24 protein-coding genes are annotated in these 23,399 nt (G+C 64.2%); 12 read left to right on the forward strand and 12 right to left on the reverse strand.

Features of this window, described 5'->3' with window-relative positions:
- Window positions 1-113: 113 nt before the first annotated feature.
- Window positions 114-2,030: an MOSC N-terminal beta barrel domain-containing protein gene (locus MF606_RS17245; protein ID WP_240230569.1), complete on the reverse strand. Its 1,917-nt coding sequence runs from the start codon at window positions 2,028-2,030 to the stop codon at window positions 114-116.
- 4 nt (window positions 2,031-2,034) lie between these two features.
- On the reverse strand, window positions 2,035-3,480 hold the full coding sequence (locus MF606_RS17250; RefSeq protein WP_240230570.1) for an aldehyde dehydrogenase family protein: 1,446 nt from the start codon (window positions 3,478-3,480) through the stop codon (window positions 2,035-2,037).
- A gap of 218 nt (window positions 3,481-3,698) precedes the next feature.
- Between MF606_RS17250 and MF606_RS17255 the strand changes: the two genes are divergently transcribed.
- The 4 genes from MF606_RS17255 to MF606_RS17270 all read left to right on the forward strand — a co-directional run bounded on the left by MF606_RS17255 (window position 3,699) and on the right by MF606_RS17270 (window position 8,179).
- Window positions 3,699-5,207: an aldehyde dehydrogenase gene (locus MF606_RS17255; RefSeq protein WP_240230571.1), complete on the forward strand. Its 1,509-nt coding sequence runs from the start codon at window positions 3,699-3,701 to the stop codon at window positions 5,205-5,207.
- Window positions 5,208-5,252: 45 nt separating this feature from the next.
- Entirely contained in the window at window positions 5,253-6,614 is a 1,362-nt protein-coding gene (locus tag MF606_RS17260) for a glutamine synthetase family protein (protein WP_240230572.1), read from the forward strand.
- A gap of 2 nt (window positions 6,615-6,616) precedes the next feature.
- Window positions 6,617-7,411, forward strand: a complete 795-nt coding sequence (locus tag MF606_RS17265) for a gamma-glutamyl-gamma-aminobutyrate hydrolase family protein (RefSeq protein ID WP_240230573.1) — start codon at window positions 6,617-6,619, stop codon at window positions 7,409-7,411.
- 78 nt (window positions 7,412-7,489) lie between these two features.
- Entirely contained in the window at window positions 7,490-8,179 is a 690-nt protein-coding gene (locus MF606_RS17270; RefSeq protein ID WP_240230574.1) for a GntR family transcriptional regulator, read from the forward strand.
- A gap of 23 nt (window positions 8,180-8,202) precedes the next feature.
- Here the strand turns inward: MF606_RS17270 and MF606_RS17275 are convergent, their stop codons facing one another.
- From MF606_RS17275 to MF606_RS17305, 7 genes are all read right to left on the reverse strand, one after another.
- Entirely contained in the window at window positions 8,203-8,376 is a 174-nt protein-coding gene (locus tag MF606_RS17275; protein ID WP_240230575.1) for a hypothetical protein, read from the reverse strand.
- Between the two features lie 33 nt (window positions 8,377-8,409).
- Window positions 8,410-8,715: a hypothetical protein gene (locus tag MF606_RS17280; protein ID WP_240230576.1), complete on the reverse strand. Its 306-nt coding sequence runs from the start codon at window positions 8,713-8,715 to the stop codon at window positions 8,410-8,412.
- Window positions 8,712-9,332 (reverse strand): hypothetical protein, encoded by a 621-nt coding sequence (locus tag MF606_RS17285; protein ID WP_240230577.1) that lies wholly within the window; start codon window positions 9,330-9,332, stop codon window positions 8,712-8,714. Before MF606_RS17285 ends, MF606_RS17280 begins: the two co-directional genes overlap by 4 nt.
- Complete coding sequence (locus MF606_RS17290; RefSeq protein ID WP_240230578.1) at window positions 9,329-9,934, reverse strand: hypothetical protein; 606 nt, start codon at window positions 9,932-9,934, stop codon at window positions 9,329-9,331. The genes MF606_RS17285 and MF606_RS17290 overlap by 4 nt, the downstream gene beginning before the upstream one ends.
- Window positions 9,931-10,689: an ABC transporter ATP-binding protein gene (locus MF606_RS17295; RefSeq protein WP_240230579.1), complete on the reverse strand. Its 759-nt coding sequence runs from the start codon at window positions 10,687-10,689 to the stop codon at window positions 9,931-9,933. Before MF606_RS17295 ends, MF606_RS17290 begins: the two co-directional genes overlap by 4 nt.
- Window positions 10,686-11,651 carry a FecCD family ABC transporter permease gene (locus MF606_RS17300; protein ID WP_420842217.1) on the reverse strand — a complete coding sequence of 322 codons (966 nt, stop codon included), beginning with the start codon at window positions 11,649-11,651 and terminating at the stop codon, window positions 10,686-10,688. The genes MF606_RS17295 and MF606_RS17300 overlap by 4 nt, the downstream gene beginning before the upstream one ends.
- A 101-nt stretch (window positions 11,652-11,752) precedes the next feature.
- Window positions 11,753-12,679 (reverse strand): ABC transporter substrate-binding protein, encoded by a 927-nt coding sequence (locus MF606_RS17305; RefSeq protein ID WP_240230581.1) that lies wholly within the window; start codon window positions 12,677-12,679, stop codon window positions 11,753-11,755.
- Window positions 12,680-13,071: 392 nt separating this feature from the next.
- Between MF606_RS17305 and MF606_RS17310 the strand changes: the two genes are divergently transcribed.
- From MF606_RS17310 to MF606_RS17335, 6 genes are read left to right on the forward strand one after another with little or no spacing between them, the layout of a single operon-like run.
- Complete coding sequence (locus MF606_RS17310; RefSeq protein WP_240230582.1) at window positions 13,072-14,286, forward strand: ROK family transcriptional regulator; 1,215 nt, start codon at window positions 13,072-13,074, stop codon at window positions 14,284-14,286.
- Entirely contained in the window at window positions 14,283-15,548 is a 1,266-nt protein-coding gene (locus tag MF606_RS17315) for a M20 family metallopeptidase (RefSeq protein WP_240230583.1), read from the forward strand. Before MF606_RS17310 ends, MF606_RS17315 begins: the two co-directional genes overlap by 4 nt.
- 28 nt (window positions 15,549-15,576) lie before the next feature.
- Window positions 15,577-16,632 carry a substrate-binding domain-containing protein gene (locus tag MF606_RS17320; RefSeq protein WP_240230584.1) on the forward strand — a complete coding sequence of 352 codons (1,056 nt, stop codon included), beginning with the start codon at window positions 15,577-15,579 and terminating at the stop codon, window positions 16,630-16,632.
- A gap of 53 nt (window positions 16,633-16,685) precedes the next feature.
- On the forward strand, window positions 16,686-17,678 hold the full coding sequence (locus MF606_RS17325; RefSeq protein WP_240230585.1) for an ABC transporter permease: 993 nt from the start codon (window positions 16,686-16,688) through the stop codon (window positions 17,676-17,678).
- A gap of 10 nt (window positions 17,679-17,688) precedes the next feature.
- On the forward strand, window positions 17,689-18,888 hold the full coding sequence (locus MF606_RS17330; protein ID WP_240230586.1) for an alanine racemase: 1,200 nt from the start codon (window positions 17,689-17,691) through the stop codon (window positions 18,886-18,888).
- Window positions 18,889-18,896: 8 nt separating this feature from the next.
- Window positions 18,897-19,661, forward strand: a complete 765-nt coding sequence (locus MF606_RS17335) for an ATP-binding cassette domain-containing protein (protein WP_240230587.1) — start codon at window positions 18,897-18,899, stop codon at window positions 19,659-19,661.
- Window positions 19,662-19,767: 106 nt separating this feature from the next.
- Here the strand turns inward: MF606_RS17335 and MF606_RS21650 are convergent, their stop codons facing one another.
- The 3 genes from MF606_RS21650 to MF606_RS17345 all read right to left on the reverse strand — a co-directional run bounded on the left by MF606_RS21650 (window position 19,768) and on the right by MF606_RS17345 (window position 20,971).
- Entirely contained in the window at window positions 19,768-19,896 is a 129-nt protein-coding gene (locus tag MF606_RS21650) for a hypothetical protein (RefSeq protein WP_275693097.1), read from the reverse strand.
- Window positions 19,896-20,036 (reverse strand): iron chelate uptake ABC transporter family permease subunit, encoded by a 141-nt coding sequence (locus tag MF606_RS17340; RefSeq protein ID WP_240230588.1) that lies wholly within the window; start codon window positions 20,034-20,036, stop codon window positions 19,896-19,898. Before MF606_RS17340 ends, MF606_RS21650 begins: the two co-directional genes overlap by 1 nt.
- Before the next feature lie 149 nt (window positions 20,037-20,185).
- A complete protein-coding gene (locus MF606_RS17345; RefSeq protein ID WP_240230589.1) occupies window positions 20,186-20,971 on the reverse strand; it encodes a GntR family transcriptional regulator in 786 nt (261 codons plus the stop codon).
- 127 nt (window positions 20,972-21,098) lie between these two features.
- On the opposite strand from MF606_RS17345, the gene MF606_RS17350 reads away from it, so the two are divergent.
- Together MF606_RS17350 and MF606_RS17355 are read left to right on the forward strand one after the other, a co-directional pair.
- Window positions 21,099-22,463: a family 4 glycosyl hydrolase gene (locus MF606_RS17350; protein WP_240230590.1), complete on the forward strand. Its 1,365-nt coding sequence runs from the start codon at window positions 21,099-21,101 to the stop codon at window positions 22,461-22,463.
- Window positions 22,460-23,392, forward strand: coding sequence for a carbohydrate kinase family protein (locus MF606_RS17355; protein WP_240230591.1), 933 nt, complete (start codon window positions 22,460-22,462; stop codon window positions 23,390-23,392). The genes MF606_RS17350 and MF606_RS17355 overlap by 4 nt, the downstream gene beginning before the upstream one ends.
- Window positions 23,393-23,399: the final 7 nt, after the last annotated feature.

Genomic DNA, 23,399 nt, shown 5'->3' on the forward strand with positions numbered 1-23,399 from the left:
CCCCGGAACCCGCACGTCCGAGCCCACAAAACTGATCTCCACCGACTCTATATAGTGCGATCGCAGATCGCACAATAGCATCCAAGGCAGAATGACCCGTCGACGCTGAGACGCTAGAGTTCCACCTCGACGGAACCCACAGGATTGGTCGAACAAGCCAGCACGAACCCATCCTGTTTTTCTTGATCTGACAGGACGTTACGCGCCGGATCGGCACAGTTCGCCGCGAGTTGCCATTGGCCGCTGCGAATTCGGCAGCGACAAGTTCCACAGATGCCAGCCTCGCAGTCGGATTGCAGAATGATGCCCCGATCTCTGGCCAGATCGAGCAGCGTCCGCGCGCCTTCGCCGGTCGCGGTGCGACCGCTATTGACGAAGGTAACATCGTAACGCCCGATCCGCGGCAGCGCGCGGGCATCCACCCTCTCTCCGCCAAAGCTTTCTTCCACATAGGAACCACGAACCGGCACGGGCCAATTCGCGTGCAGGTCCCTGACAAGCGCACGAAAGCCCTCCGGTCCGCAGCAAAGCACCGCACGTTCGGTAAGGTCCGGCGCCACCGCCGCCAGCATGGCCGCATCCAGGCGGCCGGCATGGATATCGCGGGCGGGCCGGCCCGTGGCATTCCACGTGATGCTGAGCCGCCCGGCCATCTGGCGCTGCAGCACCTCCAGCTCGCGCCGAAACGGCAGGTCGACCCCATCGCGGCCGCTGTGGTGGAACCGTATGTCGCGATCGAGATTATGATCGGCGATGTAGCGCAGCATCGACATCATCGGCGTGATACCGCTGCCGGCTGAGATCATGAGGATCGGCCGGGCCGCGTCGACGATCCCGAGGTGAAACTTACCCCCCGGCCCGACCGCGCGTAGCCGGTCGCCAACGCGCAGCTTGTTATGCAGGTGGTTGGAGACGACACCGCCTGGCACGCGCTTGACCGAGATCGACAGATGCGCCGGCCGCGATGGCGACGAGGAAATCGTGTAGTTCCGCCGCACTGGTTCCCCGTCGATTTCGGGCAGGATGGCCAGGTACTGGCCAGGCAGGTAGTCGAAGGCGCGGTCCGCCTCGAAGCGAAAGCTCACCATGTCGGCGGTTTCAGCGACACGACCGACACAGGTCAGCACCAGTTCGGAACGCCCGCCACCGGGGGCAGGCCGCGCCGCCGGCAGCGATGACACCGGCGCCACCAGAGGCGGTCCGGACAGCTCAGGCGGCGGCTTGCGCGACAGGATTTCGATCGGCGTGCCGGCAAATATGCGGCCGCGCGAGCGAGGCACCAGGAACTGGCCAAAATAGACCTTGCCATCGGCCCCGCGCCGATGGCGCACCAGGAGCGACAGCGGCTCGCGTTGCGGGTCGGCGGCGCCGCTTTCCGGATCGAGCGTAATCATGACGCAGCGGTCGCAGGGACCGGCCACGGTGAACTCGACATCGCCGATGCGGATGCTCTCCCAGCTATCCTCGGCGAAGGCGGCCGCGCCGGTCACCACCAGATTGGCCCGGAAGCGCGCGATGTCGACTGGCGTCTCGAGCTGCGCGTTGACCGCCGCCAGCGAGGCCGCATTCACCAGCAGCAGCGGCGCCGTGTCGGCGAAACTCACGGGCCCGCCTTGCGGCAGTCCAGCCTGACGCTTCGTTCCGGCATGCTCAAGGGCCAGCCGGCAGGGACGCTCAAGCAGTGCGGCCAGCCAGTCCGCGGCCGCATCGCCCCCATCGAGCGCCGCGACCGCGTCCCCCCACACACTGGCCTGGCCCGTCATGGGGAGAAGGCTCGGCAGGAAAATGGTCAACGGCGCCCTGCCCGGCGCCGTCAGCACGATCTCGTCCCGGTCCACCTGCACCGAGATGGTCAGCAGTTCTGGCGCGGTTCGCGCCGTCAAAGCCACGCCGCCGGCGTCGATCACCATCATCCGGCGATCGCCGGCCAGTCCCTTGTCCTCCAGCCGCGCACTGCCAACAGCAGTGCCGCCAGCCGATTTCAACGGATAGATATGGATGCTGTCGAGCTGCGGCCCGGCCCCGTCCATGGCGTCACCAGCCGGAATAGGCGGTCTTGACCGTGGTGTAGAATTCCTTGGCGTAGGCGCCCTGCTCGCGCGGACCGTAGTTGGACGCCTTGGTGCCGCCGAAGGGCACGTGGAAATCGACGCCCGCCGTGGCGACGTTGACCATCACCATGCCGCTGCGCGAATGACGCTTGAAGTGCTCGGCATATTTGATCGAAGTGGTGGCAATGCCGGCCGACAGCCCGAATTCGGTGTCCTGGGCAACGGCCAGCGCTTCGTCGTAATCCTCGACGCGGATCAAGCAGGCGACGGGGCCGAAGACCTCCTCCTGATTGATTCGCATGGCATTGCTAGTGGCCGAGAATAGCGCCGGCTGCAGGAAGAAGCCCTTGGTCGGACGATCCACAAGCTCCCCGCCCGCTTCGAGCACGCCGCCCTCCGCCTTGGCGATCGCGATATAGTCCAGGTCCTGGTGCAACTGCCGCGCGTCGACGACCGGACCAACCTGGCTCGCGTCATCCAGCGAATGGCCCACACGGATGGCCTCGATCCGCGTGCGCAGCGCGTCGAGCAGCCGGTCGTGGATACCCTTGGTGACGATGATGCGGCTCGAGGCCGTGCAGCGCTGCCCGGTGGAGTAGTAGGAGCCGCTGACCACGGCTTCCACGGCAATGTCGAGATCGGCGTCGTCGAGCACGACATAAGGATTTTTGCCGCCCATTTCGGCCTGAATACGCGCCCCGCGCCCGGCGACGGTCGCGATGGCCGCGCGGCCAGTGGCCACTGACCCGGTGAACGATACCGCGTCGATGCCGCGATGCTCCATGATCGCCTGCCCGACCACGCGGCCGGGACCCATGACCATGTTGAGCACGCCGTCCGGCAGGCCGGCGCGCCGCAATATGTCGACGAGGGCCCAGGCCGAGGCCGGCACCAGATCGGCCGGCTTGAACACCACCGTATTGCCATAGGCGAGCGCGGGCGCGATCTTCCAGGCCGGAATGGCGATGGGGAAATTCCACGGCGTAACGATACCGACGACGCCGACCGGCTCGCGCGTCACCTCAACCTTGATGCCGGCGCGGATAGATGGCAGCACGTCGCCCGGATTGCGCAGGGCTTCGCCGGCCATGAACTTGAAAACCATGCCGGCGCGGACGACTTCGGCCCGTCCCTCGGCGCGGATCTTGCCCTCCTCACGGCTCAGCAGATCACCCAATTCATCGCGGCGGGCCAGGATTTCCGTCGCGGCGCGATCGAGAATGTCGAAACGCTGCTGCGGCGTGGAGAGCGACCACGAGGCCAGCGCATGGCGCGCGGCGTCGACCGCCGCATCGACCGAAGCGGCTGTGCCGCTGGCATAGAGCCCGATGACGTCATCGATGTCGGAAGGGCTGCGGTTCTCTCGCGCCTCGGCGCCATCCACCCAAGCGCCACCGATCAGGTTGGCGCGAACTGCCAGTTTGTCCATTGTATATTCGCCTCGTCCTGCTCTCGAAAGGTTATGCTGACAGGCACTCACAAGGTGCTTGGCAAGTCATGCAGGCATCAATATACTGCGATCGCAAATCGCGCAATGACGTTTGATAATTTCAGGCTAATTCCGCCTACAGCATTAGAATAATTGCGGAAAAATTCGACACTGGCCGATCTGCCTGCGAAAAAACTACAAATTGGGATGCATGATAGATGACCGAAAGTGCGCGTGTTGGGGATCGGGATTACTGGCATGCCCTGGCCGGATCGGTCGCCTTGCCCAACCAGGCCGTCATCGGCGGGCAACAGGTGGATGCGCGCTCCGGAAAACGTTTCGCGACGATCAATCCGGCGACTGGCGCGCTGCTGACTGATATCGCCGAGGGCGACGCTGCCGACATCGACGCCGCCGTTGCCGCGGCCCGACGCAGCTTCGACGCCGGCCATTGGCGCAACCAGAGCCCGCTAGCCCGCAAGCAGGTGTTGTTGCGGCTGGCGGAGCTGATGCGCGCGGAGCAGCAGCAATTGGCCGCGATGGAATCGCTCGATATGGGCAAGCTCGTGCGCGACGCCTCCGGCAATGATATCCCTACCGCCATCAACATCCTGCAGTGGCATGCCGAAGAGATCGACAAGGTCTACGACGAGGTCGCCCCACTGCCTCCGGGCAATATCGGTCTCATTCGCCGGGTGCCGCTTGGCGTTGTCGGCGCTGTAGTGCCCTGGAATTTTCCGCTCAACATGGCGGTCTGGAAGTGTGCGCCGGCGCTCGCCGCCGGCAATAGCGTCGTGCTCAAACCTGCCGAACAGTCGCCGCTGACCGCCCTGCGGTTTGCGCAACTGGCGCTGGAAGCGGGCCTGCCCGAGGGCGTGCTCAACGTAGTACCGGGCTTTGGCGAAACGGCCGGGCAGGCGCTGGGGCGTCATATGGACGTCGACTGCCTGGCCTTCACCGGCTCGACCGCCGTCGGCAAGATGTTCCTCCGCTATGCCGGCGACTCCAACCTCAAGCAGGTCTGGCTGGAATGCGGCGGTAAATCTCCGGTGGTCGTCTTCGAGGATTGCGAGGACCTGGAAACCGCGGCCGACCAGGTCGCATCCGGAATTTTTTATAATCAGGGCCAGGTCTGCTCAGCCGGGTCGCGCCTGATCGTGCAGAACTCCATCCGCACCAAGTTCCTCGACCTGTTGACGGCGCGCCTGTCCCAGTACCAACCGGGCGATCCGCTCGATCCGCGATCGGGCCTGGGCGCCATGGTCGAGGCCAGGCATGCCGCCAACGTCATGCGCTATGTCGAGGCGGGGCGGCGCGAGGCGACGCTGGTCGCCGGTGGCAATGCAGTCCAGGTTGACGGTAGCGGTAGCTTCATCGAGCCGACCATCTTTGCCGATGTGCACCCGGATGCCGTCATCGCCCGCGAGGAGATCTTTGGCCCGGTGCTGGCCGTGCTTGGCTTTTCGGACGAGGACAAGGCCATCGCCCTGGCCAATGACAGCATCTACGGCCTGGGCGCTTCGCTATGGACCGACAACCTGTCGCGCGCCCATCGGGTGTCCGAACAACTGGTCGCCGGCGTGGTCGGGGTCAACGTCGTCGATCCGATCAATCCTGCTGTACCGTTTGGCGGCTTCCGCCAATCCGGCTCGGGCCGTGACCTCTCGCGCCACGCGGTCGAGAAATACACTGCGCTCAAAACCACCTGGATTCGGTTCAAGAACTGACACAAGCCTGTGGTTGCCCCGCGCGACCAAGCCCCGGAGCTGAAATTGCACAATCCTTCGACAATCGCCGATGTCCTGCACTGGTTGGAGACGCGGCCCGACATCCAGACGATACGCGCCGCCGTCTGCGACCTGAACGGGGTGATGCGCGGCAAGCGCATTCCGGTCGACCAGGCCCGCAAGGTCATGGAAAACACCCTGCGCATGCCGCTGTCCGTGGTCGGCCTCGACATCTGGGGCGGCGACATCGACAACAATCCCATGGTGTTCAACACCGGCGATGTCGACGGCATCGGCGCCTGGACCGGGCGCGGCATCCTGCCGGTCGAGTGGACAGCGCATCCGACGGCTTTTCTGCCCGTCTGGCTGCAGAACGATGCCGGCGTCCCCTACCTGGCCGATCCGCGCCGGGCCCTTGCCGCAGTTCTGGCGCGCTATGCGGCGCTGGGGCTGACGCCGATGACGGCGGTTGAGCTGGAGTTTCACCTCGTCGACGCCAGTGGCGACATCCCCAAAGGCGCTGTTTCACCAACCACAGGACGCAACCTGGATACGGCCGCCGCCATGGCGATGGAGGAGGTCGACCAGTTCGAGGCCTACTTCCACGAGGTCTACGCCGCCTGCCGTCAGCAGGACATTCCGGTCGACACGACAATCGCCGAAAATGGCAGCGGCCAGTTCGAGATCAATCTGGGCCACCTGCCCGATGCGCTGCGGGCGGCGGATGATGCCGTGTTTTTCAAGCGCACGGTCAAGGGCATTGCCCGCAAGCATGGCTTTGCTGCCAGCTTCATGGCCAAGCCCTATGGCAACTTCTCCGGCAATGGCCTGCACATTCACATGAGCCTGCTCGACCGCGAGGGCAAGAACGTCTTTGACGACGGCACCGACCGCGGCACCGATATGATGCGCCACGCCGTTGGCGGCCTCTTGGCGGGCATGGCGGAAAGCACACTGATCTTCGCGCCGCACTACAACTCCTACCGCCGCCTGCGGCCCAATTCCTATGCCCCCACCGCCGTCGCCTGGGGCTATGAAAACCGCATGGTCGCCATCCGCATTCCTGGCGGATCGTACAAGGCAAGGCGGATCGAGCACCGCGTGGCCGGAGCGGACGCTAACCCCTACCTGGTGATGGCCGTGATGCTCGGCGCCGCCCTGATCGGTATCGAACGCACCATGGCTCCCGGCGAGCCACGCCTGGCCGACGCCTATGCCAACGACCTGCCGAAGCTCCCCAATAGCTGGCGCGCCGCCGCCGACGCTTTTGAAGCAGGTCCCATGATGGCGGAAATCTTCGATCCTGAGCTGATCCAGTCGCTCCTCGCCTGCAAGCGGCAGGAGATGGACATCTTCGCGGCCCATGTCAGCCCGTTCGAATACCGGACCTATCTGGAAGCCGTGTGAGCATGAACACCCCCCTCATCGCCGTGACCTGCGACACTCGTGAGTTTGACGGCGCCCTTTGGCATGCAACCCAGCAGCAATACGTCAGTGCGGCCGCCAATGCCGCCGGGGTAACGCCGTTGCTGGTGCCGGCGCTGGGCGCCACGCTCGATCTTGATCGCGTGCTGGATGCTGTGCATGGGGTAATGGCGACCGGCTCCAAGTCCAACGTGCATCCCGCGCTCTATGGCGGCGACGCCAGCGAAGCCAACGGCCCCTACGATCCGGCGCGGGACGCGACATCCTTGCCGCTGATCCGGAAGGCGCTCGAGCGTGGCATTCCAGTGCTGGCGATCTGCCGGGGCATGCAGGAACTTAATGTGGCTCTGGGCGGCACCCTGCAGACCGAAATCCAGGAGCGGGACGGCGCACTTGACCACCGGATGCCCGACGCTCCTACCCGCGACAAACGCTACGCGCCGCGCCAGACGCTGACCGCAGCCCCCGGCACCTGCCTTGCCGCCATTGCCGGAGCAGCACCCATCCAGGTCAATTCCCTGCACCGTCAGGCCATTGACCGGCTCGCGGCCGGACTTCGCGCCGAGGCCTTCGCGGAGGATGGGATTATCGAAGCCGTATCCCCAGACAACGCCCAAGCGTTCGCGCTCGGAGTTCAATGGCATCCGGAGTACTGGGCGACCAGCGATCCCACCTCAGCCGCAATTTTCGCCGCCTTTGGCGATGCGGTAAGGCGACACGCTAGCGCTCGACCATCACGATCACCGATCGCAGAATTTTCTACCAGGTTAGGAGCCTAGAGATGACACGCGAGGCTGGGAAGTTATATTGCATGGGCGGCAGACTGCGTCCGACTTGGCACACAGATGGAGACTAAGGTGGAAAAACGGGCGCAGTTTGGCCTCGCGGCACTTGAAACCGAACCGCTGCACGAGAAGGTCTATCGTGAGATCGTACGGGCGCTGATTTCCGGGCAGTTTGAGCCGGGCCAGAAGCTGACGTCGCGCAAGCTGGCCAAGGAACTGGGCACCAGCGACATGCCCGTGCGCAGCGCTCTGCTGCGATTGCAAGCGCTGCACGCGCTCAATGCACTGCCCAATGGCAGTCTGGAAGTCCCTGTCATGACGGTCGAGGCATTCGGGCAGTTGATGGATGCCCGCACCATCGTCGAAGGTGGCGCTACCGCCCGGGCCTCGACGCTGCTCAACGGCAACAACCTGCGCACTATTCGGCGCCTCAGCACCGAGCTCACCGAGGCCGCCCGTGCGGGCGATATTGGCGCCTATCTGGCTGCCAATTATGACTTCAAGTTCTCGATCTACCGCCACTGCGGCAATGACGCGCTGATCTTCCTTATCGAAACGCTCTGGATGCAGGTCGGCCCATTCCTGCGCCGCTTCGCCGAGGGTTTCGATGGTGACCTGTCGGGCATTCTGGCGATCGACTATCACGAAGACGCCCTGACCGCGCTGGAAGCCGGGAACGCCGCCGCCGCCAGCGCCGCCATCGTCAAGGATATCCAGGCCGGTGCTTCTTACCTGCTCGCCAATGCCCGGTTTGGCGACTGAGGCAAGCGGCCGGCCGCTCGGACCTAGGCGACCTGGCTCACGTCGTAAGCTTGCTCGCTGGGCAGGGCCAGGAGGTGGTTGGCCATGTCTGTCTTGAGCGCTGCCAGTCGCTCGTTCTCCGCCTCGGTCCTGTCGGGCTTACGGCTGAGCAGGATGAATTCTTCGCGGACGATGCCCTCGCGGATCGTGAGCTTCAAGGTTTTGCCGCGATAGGTCAGGATGAAGACCTATCACTTGAGGAACTCGCCGCGTTCGAGCGCCAACAGGCCGTCATCGATCGTGTAGCGGCTTTCGCTGGTGGCGCGGGTCACCATTTCGAATCCGTCACGAGCGCCCGGCCCCTTGAACGGCGTGCGGATGGAGATTTCCCGCCGCTCAACCGGGCGGCCCTCGTCCAGCAGCGGCAAGGCGCGCTGCATGACCTTGAACGAATGGGCCACGCCGCCGGGAAACCCGAAGCCGTGATAACGCGCCAGGTCGGCAAAGGTGAAGGTCATCTCCTGCCCGCCCTCGTGAACGGTGATCGCGTCGGTCATTTCTGGGCTTTCTGGTCGAGTTCGCTGCGCATCCACGGCAGGAAACCATCGAGGAAGCGCGTGGTTGCCGGCATGAAATGGCTGCCATGGTGGAAGAAGGGGTCAAGACTGGTGATGACCATCCGGCCCGCGGTGGTGATGTCATCGACATAGAGGATCGGTTTGCCCTCGCCGTTAACCGCCAGCACCTCGACACCATCAGGCGGATCGAACCAGCCATGCAGGTGCCAGGTCACATCGCGCTGGGCGAGGTGCTCGAACAAAGCGTGGTCGGGCGCAGCAATGCGCACCCCGAGATCAGCGCCCGGCGTCAGCCACCACCAGAAATTAGTGGGTTGCGGCGTGAAGGTAATGCCGGGCAGGAACAACTGGCTCTCGCTCTCGCCGGTGGCGACAACGGTGCCGCCAGCATCAAGGTAGGCACGCAATTGTGCCACATGCGGCTGCATCCGATCGGCCGGTGTCCGACAGGGGATCAATACGACATTGTGCACTGACAAGTCAGTCTTTGGCAGGTCCTCAGGGCGGACCAGCGCGTCGAAATAGCCCGCGTAACGCGGACTTTCGAAGCCCTCGATATGATAGTAGGCGCCGGGATGGACGACGAGAATGCTCATGCGCCCAGCTCCCCCGCGCACCACGCGATGATGCGTTGCGTCAGCAGCGCGCCATTGCCGGTCTCGCCACCCATGCCGCCAAGATCATTGCCGGCGTGGGAAAATACCTGCCCGCCATCCGGCCGTGCCCAGACCCAGTCGATGGCGTGCATTTCAGGCCCGATGCCGTTGACGGCAATGCCTCCGGCCGGCAGTGGGTTGTGACCGCGGCCATAGAAACCGGCGACGCCCTTGTTTTCTTCAAGGCCGCGCTGGTCGATGCCTGTAAAGATCGGGTGATCGTAGAGCCGGGTCAGCGCATAGCCAGCACGCTTGGGCGCGACCAAGGGACGGTAGAGCCCCAGTCCATCGATGAAATAGCGTAGCATGTGGCCGTTGAAGAACCACCGACCGCCGCGATCCAGCAGGGCTGTGTAGGCCTGCGCATGGGTCAGAAATCCGACTTGGTCGAGATGGGTCGTGGTGATAAGGCCCGACGCCGCCGCGAAATCAGCCGCCGTCAGATCGCGCTCGCGAACGATGGCAAGACGACCGTCGACCGCCGCCGTAGCGTAGCCTTCCGGCGGTGGACCATAGTGCGAGTGGATCAACAACACGGTCATGCGGCACGCATGCCCGCAAAGGCGGGAAGTACGGTCTGATGCAGCGTACCATCAGCGCCGGTCAGGCTGACCAGCCGCATCGGGACCCCATAGAGATGCTCGAGGTGCTCAGGCACGATGGTCTGCTCGACAGGGCCAAAGAGGGCCGGACCATCAGGCAACATCAGCAAGGCGTCGTCGGCCGCCGCAAGCGCGTGGTTCGGATCGTGGGTGGTGAAGACGATGGTTCGATCGCGCGGCGCGCGAAGCGAGGACAGCAGGGTCAGCAGCCGCTCCTGATTGTGCAGGTCCAGCGCCGAACCGGGCTCGTCGAGAACCAGAACGCTGGAGCCCGTCGCCAGTGCCCGGGCCAGCAGCACGAGTTGCCGCTCGCCGCCAGAGAGACGGTCGAAGCGCTCATCGACAAACCTGATGGCGCCGACCTTTTCCAGCGCTTCGCGGGCCGCGGCGAAGTCCTTCGCGCTTGGTTGGCCGAACAGCCCAAGGCCGGCGGCGCGGCCCATGACCACGACATCGAGTACCTTGTAACTCTGGTTGCTGGACGCATATTGCGGCACATAGCCAACAATGGCCGGCGCTGTGCGGCTGCCGCCATGCAGTGTCTGGAACCCGAGCATGGTGCGCAGGGCCGTGGTCTTGCCGCGGCCATTGGGGCCAAGAATGGCGAGGCTGCGACCTGCCGGAGCGCTGAAGCTCAAGCCATCGAGGACGGTGCGATTGCCGAAACGCACCACGGCATCCGTGAGGCCGATCATCGGGCTTCCTTGTCTCGAAAATGCCGGCGCAGCAGCAGCGCGAAAACCGGTGCACCGACAATAGCCGTCAGCACACCCGGCGGGATCTCGGCGGCGGTGATGGTGCGGGCCAAAGTGTCGATGGTGACCATAAAGGCCGCGCCAAGAATGGCGGTAGCAGGCAGCAGGCGGCGATGGTCGTAGCCGACGATCAGCCTCGCCGCGTGTGGAATGACCAGTCCAACCCAGCCGACAATGCCCGAAACGGCGACCTGGCAACCGACGATCAGGGCGACCAATGCAAACACCAGCCAGCGTTCGCGATCGGGATTGGCACCCAGGCTGCGCGCTTCGGCGTCATCAAGCGACAGCACATTGAGCCGGAAGCGCAGCGCCCAGAGCAGACCGATGCCAATCATCAAGCCAGGTACGGAAACCAGCACGCGATCCCAGGTCGCGGTGGCGAACGATCCCATCAGCCAATAGACGATGGCGGGCAGCGAACTATTGGGGTCGGCGATGAATTGCAGCAACGACACCATGGCCGAGAACAGTGACCCCACCACCATGCCGGAGAGGATGACGGTGATGATTTCGGTGCGCCCATCGATACGGGCCAGCAGCCCGACAAAAACCGGCGCCGAGAAACCACTCAGGAAAACGATGGCGAGCAGTGGCACGCCCCAGATGCCAAGCGTAATGGCCAAGGCCCCGCCAAAGGCCGCACCCTGTGAAATGCCGAGGACTTCGGGCGACACCAGCGGATTGCGGAACACTCCCTGCAGGGCGACACCAGCCGTCGCCAGCGCAGCGCCGGCCATGGCAGAGATGATCACGCGCGGTGCACGAACCAGCAGCACGATGCGCTCATCCATGGCCTCGATGGTCCGTCCGGGATTGACGATTGCGCTGCCCAGAATTTCGAGTGCGCGCCCAGCGCTGACCGAGAAGCGGCCAACGCAGAGGCTGACCACCACGGCCACGGCCAGAGCGGCGATGAAGACGGCAAAGGCGATTGCCGTGCGCGTCCAGCCGGCCCGGCGGGGGGAGATGTCCCCGCCGTCTCGATTGCTGCGGTCACGGCCTATTCCGCCGCGAACTGGTCGTAGCCGAAGCCATCACCCTGCTGGGCGGTCCAGATGATGCCGTCAATGTCTTCGTCGGTCAGCTCGTAATTATAGAGCACCTTGTACGCCTTGGTCATTTCGGCGCGGAGGTCGTAGTCGAAGACGTCGGGGTGGAGCAGTTCAGCCAGCCACATCCAGGTCAGCGGCGATTCCTGGTTCGGCGGATCCCAGCGATAGCCACCCAGCGGCATCTTGTAGACGCGGCGATTCTGCGCGGCCTTCGTGAGCGACAGGATCGGATCATCATAGACCCAGGAGACATCGAGCCCTGGCTCAAAGCTGTTGAGCAGGATGACTTCGGGATCCCACTGGGCGATCTGCTCGCGATTGATCGATAGACTGCCGTCTAGCTCGGCTGCGGCGTTACGGCCGCCGGTCAGCTCGATATACCAGGCATTGTAGCTACCCTTATTGCCGGCAGCGGTGATGTCGGAGAGCGAGCGGCCCAGATAGAGCACGCTCGGGCGGTCTTCCTCGGCAATGCCGGCGAGCTTGGCCTCGATGTCCTTCTGCACCTGATCGCGCCACTCCACCAGTTCGGTGATGCGCTCGGGCTTGCCGATGGCGGTGGCCACCATGGTCGTGTACTGGCGGGTCAGCTCTTCGGTGCCGTACTTGATCAGCAGCGTGGTGAGCCCGGCATTGACGATCGGATCGACGATCTCGGGACCTCGGCCGCCCCACTGGATCACCAGATCCGGATTGACCTCGGCGAGAGCCTCGACATTGGGCACGAAATCGGTGCCGGTAACGGCATCCGAAATGTTGGCCGCATCCGGGAAAATCTTGCCCAGAATGCCCTCGCGGATCGCGGTGAGCGACAGCGGGTTGAGCCCGACCAGCGTCTTATCGGTACCGCTCAGCGCAATCACACCAGAGGCCATCGGCATGGGAATGGTGACGATGCGCTCCGCCGGCCTGCCAATGTCACCTGGCGATCTTCATGGTCAGTCACTACGATGTCCTGCGCCAAGGCGGTTCCGACGAGGGTAAGCGCAACCATACCAGCCCCCACCCACTTGCACCTACCAGCCAACCCGCTCATTCACCTTCTCCAGCCTGCTCACTCTACGATAATATGAGTAAGATAGTCTGATTTCCTATTATTGGTGACCAGAGTTGTCAACTTAACGCTGATGATCCGGATCGCAGGCGGTGCTGACAAGTGCTCCAGCTCAAATCTGCGCCAGCAGTTGAGGTAGCGACGCCCGCCGCTTGACATGTTTCAGCTTTCTCTATTAGTTCGGTATATGACCGAACTAATAGGAAGCACAGCGTGAGCCAGTCGAATCGCATATCGCGTCAGTTTTCGCTGCGATCCGTGATGGAAGTGATCGTGCAAGGCGGTCCGGTATCGCGCGCCTCGATTGCTAAACAAACGGGACTGTCTAAGCAGACGATCTCAGAAATCGTGCGGCAGCTCGAAGATGAGGGCTGGGTGCGCGAGACCGGGCGAACCAGCGGCCACGTCGGCCGTTCGGCAGTCACCTACGAGCTGGTACCCTCCGCTGGCTATATCGTGGCCGTCGATCTGGGTGGCACCAAGGTTCGTGTCGCCATCTGCGATCTGTCCAGCCACGTCTTCGCCGAGGACAGCGAGCCAACGCATGCTGCCGGCGGAAAAGCCGTGATCGAGCAGATTGCGGCCCTGTGCTGGCGGGTGGCCGAGAAAGGCGATGTTCCGCGCGACAAGCTGCGGATCGCCGTTGTCGGCGCACCTGGCGCACCTCAAGCCACGACGGGGCGCGTCCTGCTCGCACCGAATATTGCCGGCTTCGACCAGATGGACGTCGCCGGAGCGCTGGAGAGCGCGCTGGGTTTCGACGTCATGCTGGAAAATGACGTCAACTTGGCCGTACTGGGGGAAAGCTGGCTCGGCGCTGGCCAGGGCATCGACAATCTAGCCTTTATCGCGCTGGGAACCGGCATTGGCGGCGGGCTCATGCTCAATGGCCAGTTGGTGCGCGGCGCGACCAATGCCGCCGGCGAACTCGGCTTTCTGCCGTTCGGCGCCGATCCGTTCGAGCCGGAATCGCTGCGGGCCGGCGCTTATGAACGCAAGGTGGCCTCGCTTGGCATCGCGGCCCGGTACCGTGAACTGGCGGGACACGACGCGACGGTTCCGGCTATATTCGAGCGCGCCAATGCGGGCGACGCCCATGCGGTGACGGTACTCGACGAAACGGCGCGCTATCTGGCGCGCGGCATCGGCGCAATTGCAGCCATCGCCAACCCCGAAAAGGTGATCCTGGGTGGATCGATCGGCGCGCGGCCGGAGATGGTGGAGCGGGTGCGGCAGGTGCTGCCCCTGTGCTTCCCCTATCCCGTACAGATCGAGGCCAGCGTACTGGGCAATCACGCGGCGCTAGTCGGCGCGGCGGCGATCGGGCTCAGCCATTTGCACAATGCCCTGTTTGGCGCCGACAGCCCGGAAGCGCGCATTTCACTGCCGCCGGCCAATGCCGTTTCCATGCGCGAGGTGCTGCTGTGAGCGCGCTACCCGAACTTCAGGAGCGGCTTTGGGCGGCGCTGGACCGCGACGATGCTGTCACCCTGCTGCGCGGCGCCATCGGCAAGAACAGCATTACCGGCAATGAGGCCAATGTCGTCGGCTACCTTGAAACGCAGATGCGCCAGCGCGGTCTGGCCGGTGTCGAGACGGCGGAATTCGCGCCCGGACGCCCCAATGTTTGGGGGCATCGGGCGGGCTCGGGTGGCGGGCCCCGGCTGCAGTTTATCGGCCACACCGATACGGTGCATGTTGATGGCTGGCGTGAGCACTGGGCCGGCGATCTCCGCGAGGATCCGTTTGGCGCGCCCGTTATCGATGGTGAAATCTGGGGTCGCGGCGCGGGTGACCTCAAGGCGGGAATCTGCACCAGCCTCGCCGCGCTGACACTGCTCGACCGCGCCGGTATCAAGCTCAAGGGCGACGTCGCCTTTGCCTTTGTCGGCGACGAGGAAAGCGGCCAGCCGGGCAGCGGCGTATCGGCAGGGATCAAGGATTACGTGGCACGCATCGAGGCCGGCAGCGTTGGCCGGCCCGACTTCTGTGTTTATGTCGAGCCGACCCGGCTGGCGGTCTATCCGGCGCAGATCGGTTTTTTCATCGCCGATATCGCGGTGACCGGAAAGTCGGCCTATTTCGGCGTGCCGGAGCTGGGCCATGACGCCCTCAAGGCCAGCCACGCCATCATGTCGGCGCTGTGGGCGCATTCCGATCAAGTCGCCAGTCGAGCTGAGCACGCGCTGATCGGACGTGGCTTTCTGCTGATTACGACGCTGACCGGTGGTGGTTTCATCGCGGTGCCAGAGGCCTGCACATTGTCGCTGATCCGCAAACTCCTGCCCGGCGAGTCACTCGATGCCGCAGCGGCGGAGCTCGAGACGGTTATTCGTGGAGCGGTCGCCGATCCGGCGATCAGCGTCTCCATCAACTATCCGGCGGGGCGCGATCATCCGCTGGGCGGCACGGCGGCCGAGGTCGACACCGGCCACCCGGCTGTGGCCGAACTCAGCACGGCGGTCGCCGCCGCAATGCCCGGCCGTGGTGCGCTGGAGGGCGCGCCGTTCTGGTCGGAAAGCCCATTCCTGGTCAATCGCCTGGGCATACCGACGGTCTACTGCGCGCCGGGCGACATCCGGAACTGCCACACATTCGAGGAGCGCGTCAGCGTCGAGGAATACCTCGCCGGGATCGTCGCCTTTGCCAGCTTCATCGCCCGCTATTGCGGCGTGGAAGACCAATCGTAGGGAACTGTATCTTCAAGGGAGACTGAACATGAAAACCACACGTACATTGGCGGCGGCTCTGCTGGCTGCAACACTCCTTGGCCCCATCGCTGCGCAGGCCCAGACCGTCGGGCCGAATGGCGAGACCGCGACACCCTCCTCCGAAGTCGCGCTCAGCGATACCGACATCACCGCGCTGACCGGCAAGGGCTACAAGGCGGCGCTGCTCTGGCACACCTCGTCGGACTTCATCAACGCCGTGTCGGCCGGCGCCAAGGACGAGTTCGCCCGCGCCGGTGTGGAAGTGGTCGTGACCACCGATGCCGGTTTCGACGCAGCCAAGCAGCGCTCGGATATCGAAACGGCGCTGGCGGCTTCGCCAAACGTGATCCTGTCGCTGCCGCTTGACCCGGTGACGTCGGCCGAGGCCTTCCGCGAGGCGGTGTCTTCGGGCGTGGAGCTGGTATTCCTGTCCAACCTGCCTGCCGACTATGTGCACGGTACGGATTATGCCGCCATCGTCACCGACGACCTGTTCCAGATGGGCAAGCAGGCAGCCGATACGCTGGCCAGCGCCATCGGCGGCGAGGGCGAGGTGGGCTACATCTTCCACGATGCGGCCTATTACGTGACCAACCAGCGCGACCAGGCCTTCAAGACCACGATCGAGACCGACTATCCCGGCATCAAGATCGTTGCTGAACAGGGCATTTCCGATCCGGCACGCGCCGAGGAACTGGCCAGCGCCATGCTGCTGCAGAACCCCGATCTCGACGGCATCTACGTGACCTGGGCCGAGCCTGCCGAAGGCGTGTTGGCTGCCCTGCGCGGTGCCGGCAATACCGAAACCAAGATCGTGACGCTCGACCTGTCCGAGCCGGTGGCGCTCGACATGGTCAAGGGCGGCAATGTGGTGGGTCTGGTTGCCGACGAAGCCTATGAGCTGGGCCGCGCCATGGCCGCTGCCGGCCTCAAGGGCCTGCTCGGCGAGGACGTGCCGGCCTTCGTCGTCGCCCCTGCCCTCACCGTCACCGCCGCCAATGTTGCCGAAGGCTGGCAGCAGTCGCTGCATCGCGACGCCCCGGCTTCGGTGCTCGGTCAGTAATACCTGCGGGCGGGGGCAAGAAGTTCCCGCCCGGCCTCTCCAAGGAGTTCGCCATGGCTGCGCCACAGACCGCCACCGATCCTACGCCGTCGTTCCGGACCCGGCTCACGAGCCTCAACCTGCAGCAATATGTGGTCTATGTCGGCTTCGTCGTCATTTTCGTTTTTTTCGCGGTCGTGCTGCGCGACAGCGGCTTCCTGACATCGCGCAACCTCATCAATATCGTGCTACAGACGGCGCCGGCGACGATCATGGCTATCGGCCTGGTCTTCGCGCTTTCCGCTGGCGATATCGACCTCTCGATCGGGTCCACGGTCGCAGTGTCGGCGCTATGCGCCGCCATGGCCATGGCCGCCGTGCCGCAGGCCGGGCTCTTCATCGGAGTGGCCGCAGGTCTCGGGGCGGGGCTGGCGATCGGGCTCGTTAACGGCATCCTGGTTGCCTATCTGCGGCTGCCATCGTTTCTGGTGACGCTGGCGACGATGGGACTGTTTGCCGGCGTGGCGCGCTCGCTGACGCAATTGCGCTCGATCCCGGTGACCGACCCGCTGTTCACCGGCATTTTCGGCTCCGGCTCACTTTTCGGCATTCCGTCGCTGGTCATCTGGACCATCGCCGCGATTGCCATCGGCCATTTCGCCTTTCGACAGACACGCTTTGGCGCCCATGTGCTGGCAACTGGCGACAATTCCCGGGCAGCCATGGTCAGCGGCATCAAGGTGCCGCGCGTACGCCTCGCGGTATTCCTCATCAGCGGCGCCATGGCGGGTCTCGCCGGCCTGCTCTATTCGGGCCGCCTGCAGGCCGCCAAGTATACGCTGGGCGAGACCGACCTGATGACGGTCATCGCCGCGGTCATCGTCGGCGGCACGCTGCTCAATGGCGGCAAGGGCTCGATCATTGGTGCGCTTGTCGGCTCGCTGATGATGGGCCTGCTCAATAACGGGCTCATCCTGATGGGCCTCTCCGTTTCCGACCAGATGATCGTGCGCGGCCTCATCATTCTCGTCGCCGTAGCCGTGTCGCTGCGCGAAACCGCGCGCTGAAGGAGCCATCATGTTTCTCGACGTTCTGCGCCGCCGCAACCCGCGCTTCATCGAAGCCGCCATGGCACTGCACCAGCAGGGCCGCATCCCGGCCAATGCCTATGTGCTCGACCTTGATGCAGTGATCGCCAATGCGAAGGTTCTCAAGGACGAGGCCGATCGGCATGGCCTCAAGATTTACGCCATGACCAAGCAGGTCGGCCGCTCTTCAAGCTTCTGCCGCGCCGTCATGGCGGGCGGCATTGCCAAATCGGTGGCCGTCGACATGGCCTGCGCCCGCGCCACGCATGGTGCGGGCATGAAGGTTGGCCATCTCGGGCACCTGTCGCAGGTGGCGCGGTTTGAGGCCGATGCGGCGGCGGCAACGCTGCGCCCGGATTACTGGACGGTATTCAACGCCACCAAGGCCGCCGAGGCGGCGGCTGGAGCGCGCAAGTCCGGCCGCGTGCAAAACCTGCTGGCGCGGATCAAGGCCGATGGCGACACCTTCTATCGCGGACATGAGGGCGGTTTCGATGCCGACGATATCGTGGCCGTCGCTGACGCGATGGACCATTTGGAGGGCGGTCGCTTTGCCGGCATAACCACCTTCCCGGCGCTGCTGTTCGATCAGACCAGCCGCAAGGTGAAGCCGACACCGAACCTGGCGACACTCACGCGCACGGCCGAGGCGCTGCGTCGTGCCGGTCGTAGCGATATCGAGGTCAATGCACCCGGCACCACCTCGTCGGTGCTGCTGGGGGCGCTGGCCGCGGCGGGTGCAACGCAATGCGAGCCGGGCAATGGGCTCCATGGCACGACGGCCCTGCACGCAGTGGAAGACCTGCCGGAATTACCGGCGGTGCTCTACCTCACCGAGGTGTCGCACCTCTCGGGCGGCAAGGCCTATTGCTTTGGCGGCGGCTTCTATATCGATCCGGTGTTTCCGGACTATCCGGTCAAGGCCATCGTTTCGCGCGAACCGACCACCGATGCGCGGGCGCTGCTCGATGTCGAAATCCCGCCCCCGGCGGCCATCGACTATTACGCGATGATCGACGCCAACACCGCCCGCGTGCCGGAGCCGGGCGACACCGCCGTATTCGGTTTCCGGGGCCAGGCCTTCGTGACCCGCGCCTATGTCGTGGGCGTGTCCGGCATATCGACCGGCAATCCGAAAGTCGAAACCATCGAAAACAGCTTCGGTCATGCCGAAGCCTGGCCGGTCTAGGAGCCAAGATGACCCAGTCTCAAACGGCGCCGGTTCTGGCCCTCAGCAACATCCGCAAGAGCTTTGGCGGCGTCGTCGCCATCGAGGATTTCAGCCTCGCCATCGCCCCGGGCGAAATCGTCGCTCTGGTGGGTGACAATGGCGCCGGCAAGTCGACACTGATCAAGATCATCTCCGGTGTCTATACGCCGACCTCGGGCGACATCGTCATCGACGGCGCGCATGTGGCCATGTCGAGCGCAACCAAGGCACGCGAGAATGGCATCGAGGTGGTCTATCAGGACCTGGCATTGGCCGAGCAGCAGTCAGTCTACATGAACCTGTTCCTCGGCCGGGAGCTGACCAAGGGACCGCTCGGGCAACTCGACCGCAAGGCGATGATCGCTGAGACGCAGCGGCTGGTCGACGAGCTCGACGTGCGCATCCCCTCGCCGCACGCCACCATTCGCGACCTCTCGGGTGGGCAGCGTCAGGGCGTAGCAATTGCCCGCGCCACCCATTGGGCCAAGAAGCTGATCCTGCTGGATGAGCCAACGGCCGCACTCGGCGTGGCCGAAACCGCCAAGGTCGAGACCATCGTAGCCGCGCTCAAGGCGCGCAATATCGGCGTCTTGATCATCAGCCACAGCCTCGACCAGGTATTCCGCCTCGCCGACCGCATCTGCGTGCTGCGCCGCGGCAAGCAGATCGGCGTCCGCACCACCGCGGTGACCGACAAGAACGAGATCGTGTCGATGATCACCGGCCTCAACAGCGACAACGCCGCGGCCTAGGACAGGACGACAACGGGACGCCGTGATCGTCCTGTCCTCGTCGCGCGGCGCCCCAAGCGCCGCACTCCGGGTCATGGTTCGGCAGAAGACTTGCTGCCTACGCCGTTCATTTGGCCTCGAAAGGCACGAAGTCGCGGCCCGTGAGCCAGGCCAAAGCTGCCACCGGCAGGCGCAGGGCGATCCGCTCGCCGAACAGACGCAGCACATGCCAGCGATAGGCGACAGCGGTGCTCATCAGTGTGCCCGCTTGCGGGTGAGATAGATGAAAATTGGCGCGCCAATCAGAGCGGTGACGATGCCGGTGGAGATTTCGGCCGGCCGGAACAGCATGCGGGCGGCGACATCCACGACCAGCAGATAGCCGGCGCCGACCACGGCCCCCGCATGCCAGCCGATAGCAGCTTGGCACCAGAATTAATGACTTCATTGTCAAGTTAAGATCGCCACACTCGCGCCAGCGACTATTGAGGCAGCACCCCGGCGCCGGCAGTATCAGCAGTTTGGGGGTGCTGGCGGCCTTGTGCCTACGGCCGCTCAGCGGATCCTGGGGGCGAGTAGATACCCGGTTTCATTTGCTCGAGCTCGAGCGGGTATTTTTGTGGGTGATGGAGCGACCGAGTCACGTTGATCGGTCGTCCAAGAGCGTCGAAGGCGACTTGGAAGACGTTCAGCACGGCGGTGGCGCCTTCGAGCTTGAGGAGCGCGGCATCGTCCGGATCGGCATTGGAGGCGCTGAGCACCGTGCGCCCCCCATGCGGTACCAGGCCATATCGATCGCGCAGTTCCGCATAAAGCGATCGGTTATCAACCGACCAATCCAGCTCGGCCAGGTTTGGCGCCAGGTCGAGCGGAACCCAGTCATGCCCGATGGCAACCGGCTCGCCGTCGAGCAATCGGAGGCGTCGCAGCGAGGTGACGGTCCTGTCATGCGTCAGCCGCAGGGCACGGGCAATCTCTTCGTCAGCGCGGATGCGCGCGACCTCGAGAATGCGCGAACCGGGCCTTTGATTGTGGGCGATGGCCGTTTCGGTGAAGCTGCGCAGCAGTTCGAGCTCGTAGCCCTGCGGCGCACCGCCGCCCGTCGCATAAAAACCCTTGCCGGGCTGCGCCGTCAGGTGGCCCTCGGAAACCAGTTCCTTGAGTGCCTGGCGCACGGTAATCCGACTGACGCCCAGCGCATCGACAAGCTCACGCTCGGACGGCACTTTGCCATTGGCGGGAACCGTGCCGCCGTAAAGCATCTCGAAAATATGGGACTTCACCTGCTTGTAAAGCGGGAGCGGATTGTCGCGACTGACCGCTTCAAACATGGGTTCTGCCTGCCTCGCGTCCACAGAACAGGATTTCTAAGCCCCTTTCCTATACGCCAATTTTGTTCCTTTACTAGCCCAACTATAGCTGGTTATATCCAGTTATAGCGAGCTGGGGAGGCTGCTGATGAAGCTGGCGTTGATTGGAGGCGGCGGGGTGAGGGCCCCCTTGTTCGTCCAGTCCGCTTTGCGGCGCGCAAAAGCGCTCGGCCTCGATGAGCTCTGCCTCATGGACCTGCCCGAAAGCGGGCTCGAGACTTTCGGCGCTCTGGCGGTCGAACTGGCGCGCCAGCAAGGCAGCCCCACCCGCATCACCATGACAACCGACAGCCGCCAGGCTCTGACCGGCGCCGACTTCGTCATTACCACGATCCGGCCCGGCGGCATCGAGGGGCGGATCACCGACGAACGCATAGCGCTCGATATCGGCGTTCTGGGACAGGAAACCACAGGCGCCGGCGGCTTTGCCATGGCCTTGCGCTCTATCCCGGTCATTCTCGATTATGCGCGGCAGATGGCCGAATACTGCCCCGATGCCTGGCTGATGAATTTCACCAATCCGGCGGGCCTGGTCACCCAGGCGCTGCATGATGCCGGTTTTGTCAAAGTCATCGGAATTTGCGACAGCGCCAATGGCGCGCAGCGCGCGCTGGCCAGGTGGTTCGATGTCCCCGATCAGGCCATCGACGCCGATCTCTTTGGCCTCAACCACCTGTCCTTCACCCGTCGCGCCTTGCTCAATGGCCGCGATGTGCTGCCTGAAGCGCTGGCCGACGACCGCTTTCTGGACACCACGGCCCAGCGCGTCTTCGCCCATGACGTGGTGCGCCGGCAGGGCATGTGGCTCAACGAATACCTCTATTATTTCTACTATGCCGAAAAGGCGCTGCAATCGCTGCAGTCGGGCAAAACGCGCGGCGAGGAGATCAAGGCCCTGAATGACCGGCTACTACCGGACCTTCAAGCGGCCGGCGTGACGCAGGACCCTGCCCGCGCTCTCGACGTCTATTTCAACTACGAGCACCGCCGCAGCGCCGGTTATATGGCCAAAGCCAACCAGTCCGGCAGCATTGCAGCGCCCACCGTTCATCCGGCGGCCGACGATGGCGAGGGCTATGCCGGTGTGGCCTTGGGCATTATTGGAGCCCTGGCCGGTGGCGCTCCCATCCGCTCCGGCCTCAATACCCGCAATAACGGCGCCATTACGGGTTTGCGCGACGAGGACGTGGTGGAGATCACCTGCCGCATCGACAGCGACGGCGTGCATCCGCAGCATGTCGGCGAGATGCCGCAGATGCAGGCCGCCTTGGTCCAGACCATCAAGACCTATGAGCGTATGACCGTTGCCGCCATTCGCGACAGCGACCGCTCACTGGCCGTCGATGCCCTGGTCGTGCACCCGCTGGTGCAATCCTATTCACGGGCGCAACCGCTCGTTGAGCGCTACCTTAGTGCGCACGCCGCCCATGTCGGCGAATGGGGGCGGGCATGACGCGGTGTGATGTGCTGGTCGCCGGCGAGTATTTCTGCGACCTGGTTTTTGCCGGCCTCGACGGGGCGCCGCGAATGGGCACTGAACACATGGCGGAAGACCTCGCCATCATGCCGGGCGGCACCTACACCATGGCTTTGGCCCTAACCCGTCTGGGCGTCGCAACACGCTGGGCCAATACCTTCGGCAATGACCTTTTCTCTCGCTACGTCCGGGACATGGCGGCAGCTGACGGCATTGACGGATCAGCCTTCACCCTGGTCGACCGGCCGGTGCAGCGGGTGTCGGTTGCTTACGCCGCTGGGGGAGAACGCGGCTTCATCAGCTTCAGCCGTCCTGCCGTGACGCCACCCGCGCCCGCGCTTTACCAGACCATCGACAATAGCTGGCTATTGCAGACATTCCGTTTCGAGCCGGACTGGATCGACTTCGTCGCGGCGCAAAGGGCACGAGGCGCAAAAGTGCTGCTCGACTGCCGCGGCGGCGACTTCGATCTCGACACTGCCGGGGTCGAGACCCTGATCCGCAAGGCCGATATTTTCTCACCCAATGCCGAAGAAGCGTTGCGGCTGACCGGTGCCGGCTCGATCGATGAGGCTGGTACCAGGCTCGCGCGACTGGCGCCAACCATCGTCATTAAATGCGGCGAGGCCGGCGCTGAAGTTTTCGGCGCATCGTCCCGTTTCAGCATCCCTTCACCCCGGGTGTCCGTCGTGGACACGGTCGGAGCCGGCGACAGTTTCAACGCGGGCCTGCTGCTTGGCCTGGTCCGTGGCTCACGCCTCGATGAGGCCGTGCAACTGGCCGTGTTCTGCGGGGCGCTGTCCACAACAGCCACCGGCGGAAGAGCGTGCCCAACAGCGGAGGCGCTGGACGCTTTCCGTCACCAACTGGCCGCGACACGGCCTGACCTTGTCGTCAATCATTGAGGGAACG

Origin of the sequence: Devosia lacusdianchii, assembly GCF_022429625.1 — a bacterium.
Classification (GTDB): Bacteria; Pseudomonadota; Alphaproteobacteria; order Rhizobiales; family Devosiaceae; genus Devosia; species Devosia lacusdianchii.

Excerpts from the sequence above, each read along its gene's own strand:
- MF606_RS17245 (WP_240230569.1), bottom strand. The coding sequence starts at position 2,030 with ATGGACGGGGCCGGGCCGCAGCTCGACAGCATCCATATCTATCCGTTG.
- MF606_RS17250 (WP_240230570.1), bottom strand. The coding sequence starts at position 3,480 with ATGGACAAACTGGCAGTTCGCGCCAACCTGATCGGTGGCGCTTGGGTG.
- MF606_RS17255 (WP_240230571.1), top strand. The coding sequence starts at position 3,699 with ATGACCGAAAGTGCGCGTGTTGGGGATCGGGATTACTGGCATGCCCTG.
- MF606_RS17265 (WP_240230573.1), top strand. The coding sequence starts at position 6,617 with ATGAACACCCCCCTCATCGCCGTGACCTGCGACACTCGTGAGTTTGAC.
- MF606_RS17280 (WP_240230576.1), bottom strand. The coding sequence starts at position 8,715 with ATGACCGACGCGATCACCGTTCACGAGGGCGGGCAGGAGATGACCTTC.
- MF606_RS17285 (WP_240230577.1), bottom strand. The coding sequence starts at position 9,332 with ATGAGCATTCTCGTCGTCCATCCCGGCGCCTACTATCATATCGAGGGC.
- MF606_RS17290 (WP_240230578.1), bottom strand. The coding sequence starts at position 9,934 with ATGACCGTGTTGTTGATCCACTCGCACTATGGTCCACCGCCGGAAGGC.
- MF606_RS17295 (WP_240230579.1), bottom strand. The coding sequence starts at position 10,689 with ATGATCGGCCTCACGGATGCCGTGGTGCGTTTCGGCAATCGCACCGTC.
- MF606_RS17305 (WP_240230581.1), bottom strand. The coding sequence starts at position 12,679 with ATGGCCTCTGGTGTGATTGCGCTGAGCGGTACCGATAAGACGCTGGTC.
- MF606_RS17320 (WP_240230584.1), top strand. The coding sequence starts at position 15,577 with ATGAAAACCACACGTACATTGGCGGCGGCTCTGCTGGCTGCAACACTC.
- MF606_RS17325 (WP_240230585.1), top strand. The coding sequence starts at position 16,686 with ATGGCTGCGCCACAGACCGCCACCGATCCTACGCCGTCGTTCCGGACC.
- MF606_RS17330 (WP_240230586.1), top strand. The coding sequence starts at position 17,689 with ATGTTTCTCGACGTTCTGCGCCGCCGCAACCCGCGCTTCATCGAAGCC.
- MF606_RS17335 (WP_240230587.1), top strand. The coding sequence starts at position 18,897 with ATGACCCAGTCTCAAACGGCGCCGGTTCTGGCCCTCAGCAACATCCGC.
- MF606_RS21650 (WP_275693097.1), bottom strand. The coding sequence starts at position 19,896 with ATGAGCACCGCTGTCGCCTATCGCTGGCATGTGCTGCGTCTGTTCGGC.
- MF606_RS17345 (WP_240230589.1), bottom strand. The coding sequence starts at position 20,971 with ATGTTTGAAGCGGTCAGTCGCGACAATCCGCTCCCGCTTTACAAGCAG.
- MF606_RS17350 (WP_240230590.1), top strand. The coding sequence starts at position 21,099 with ATGAAGCTGGCGTTGATTGGAGGCGGCGGGGTGAGGGCCCCCTTGTTC.
- MF606_RS17355 (WP_240230591.1), top strand. The coding sequence starts at position 22,460 with ATGACGCGGTGTGATGTGCTGGTCGCCGGCGAGTATTTCTGCGACCTG.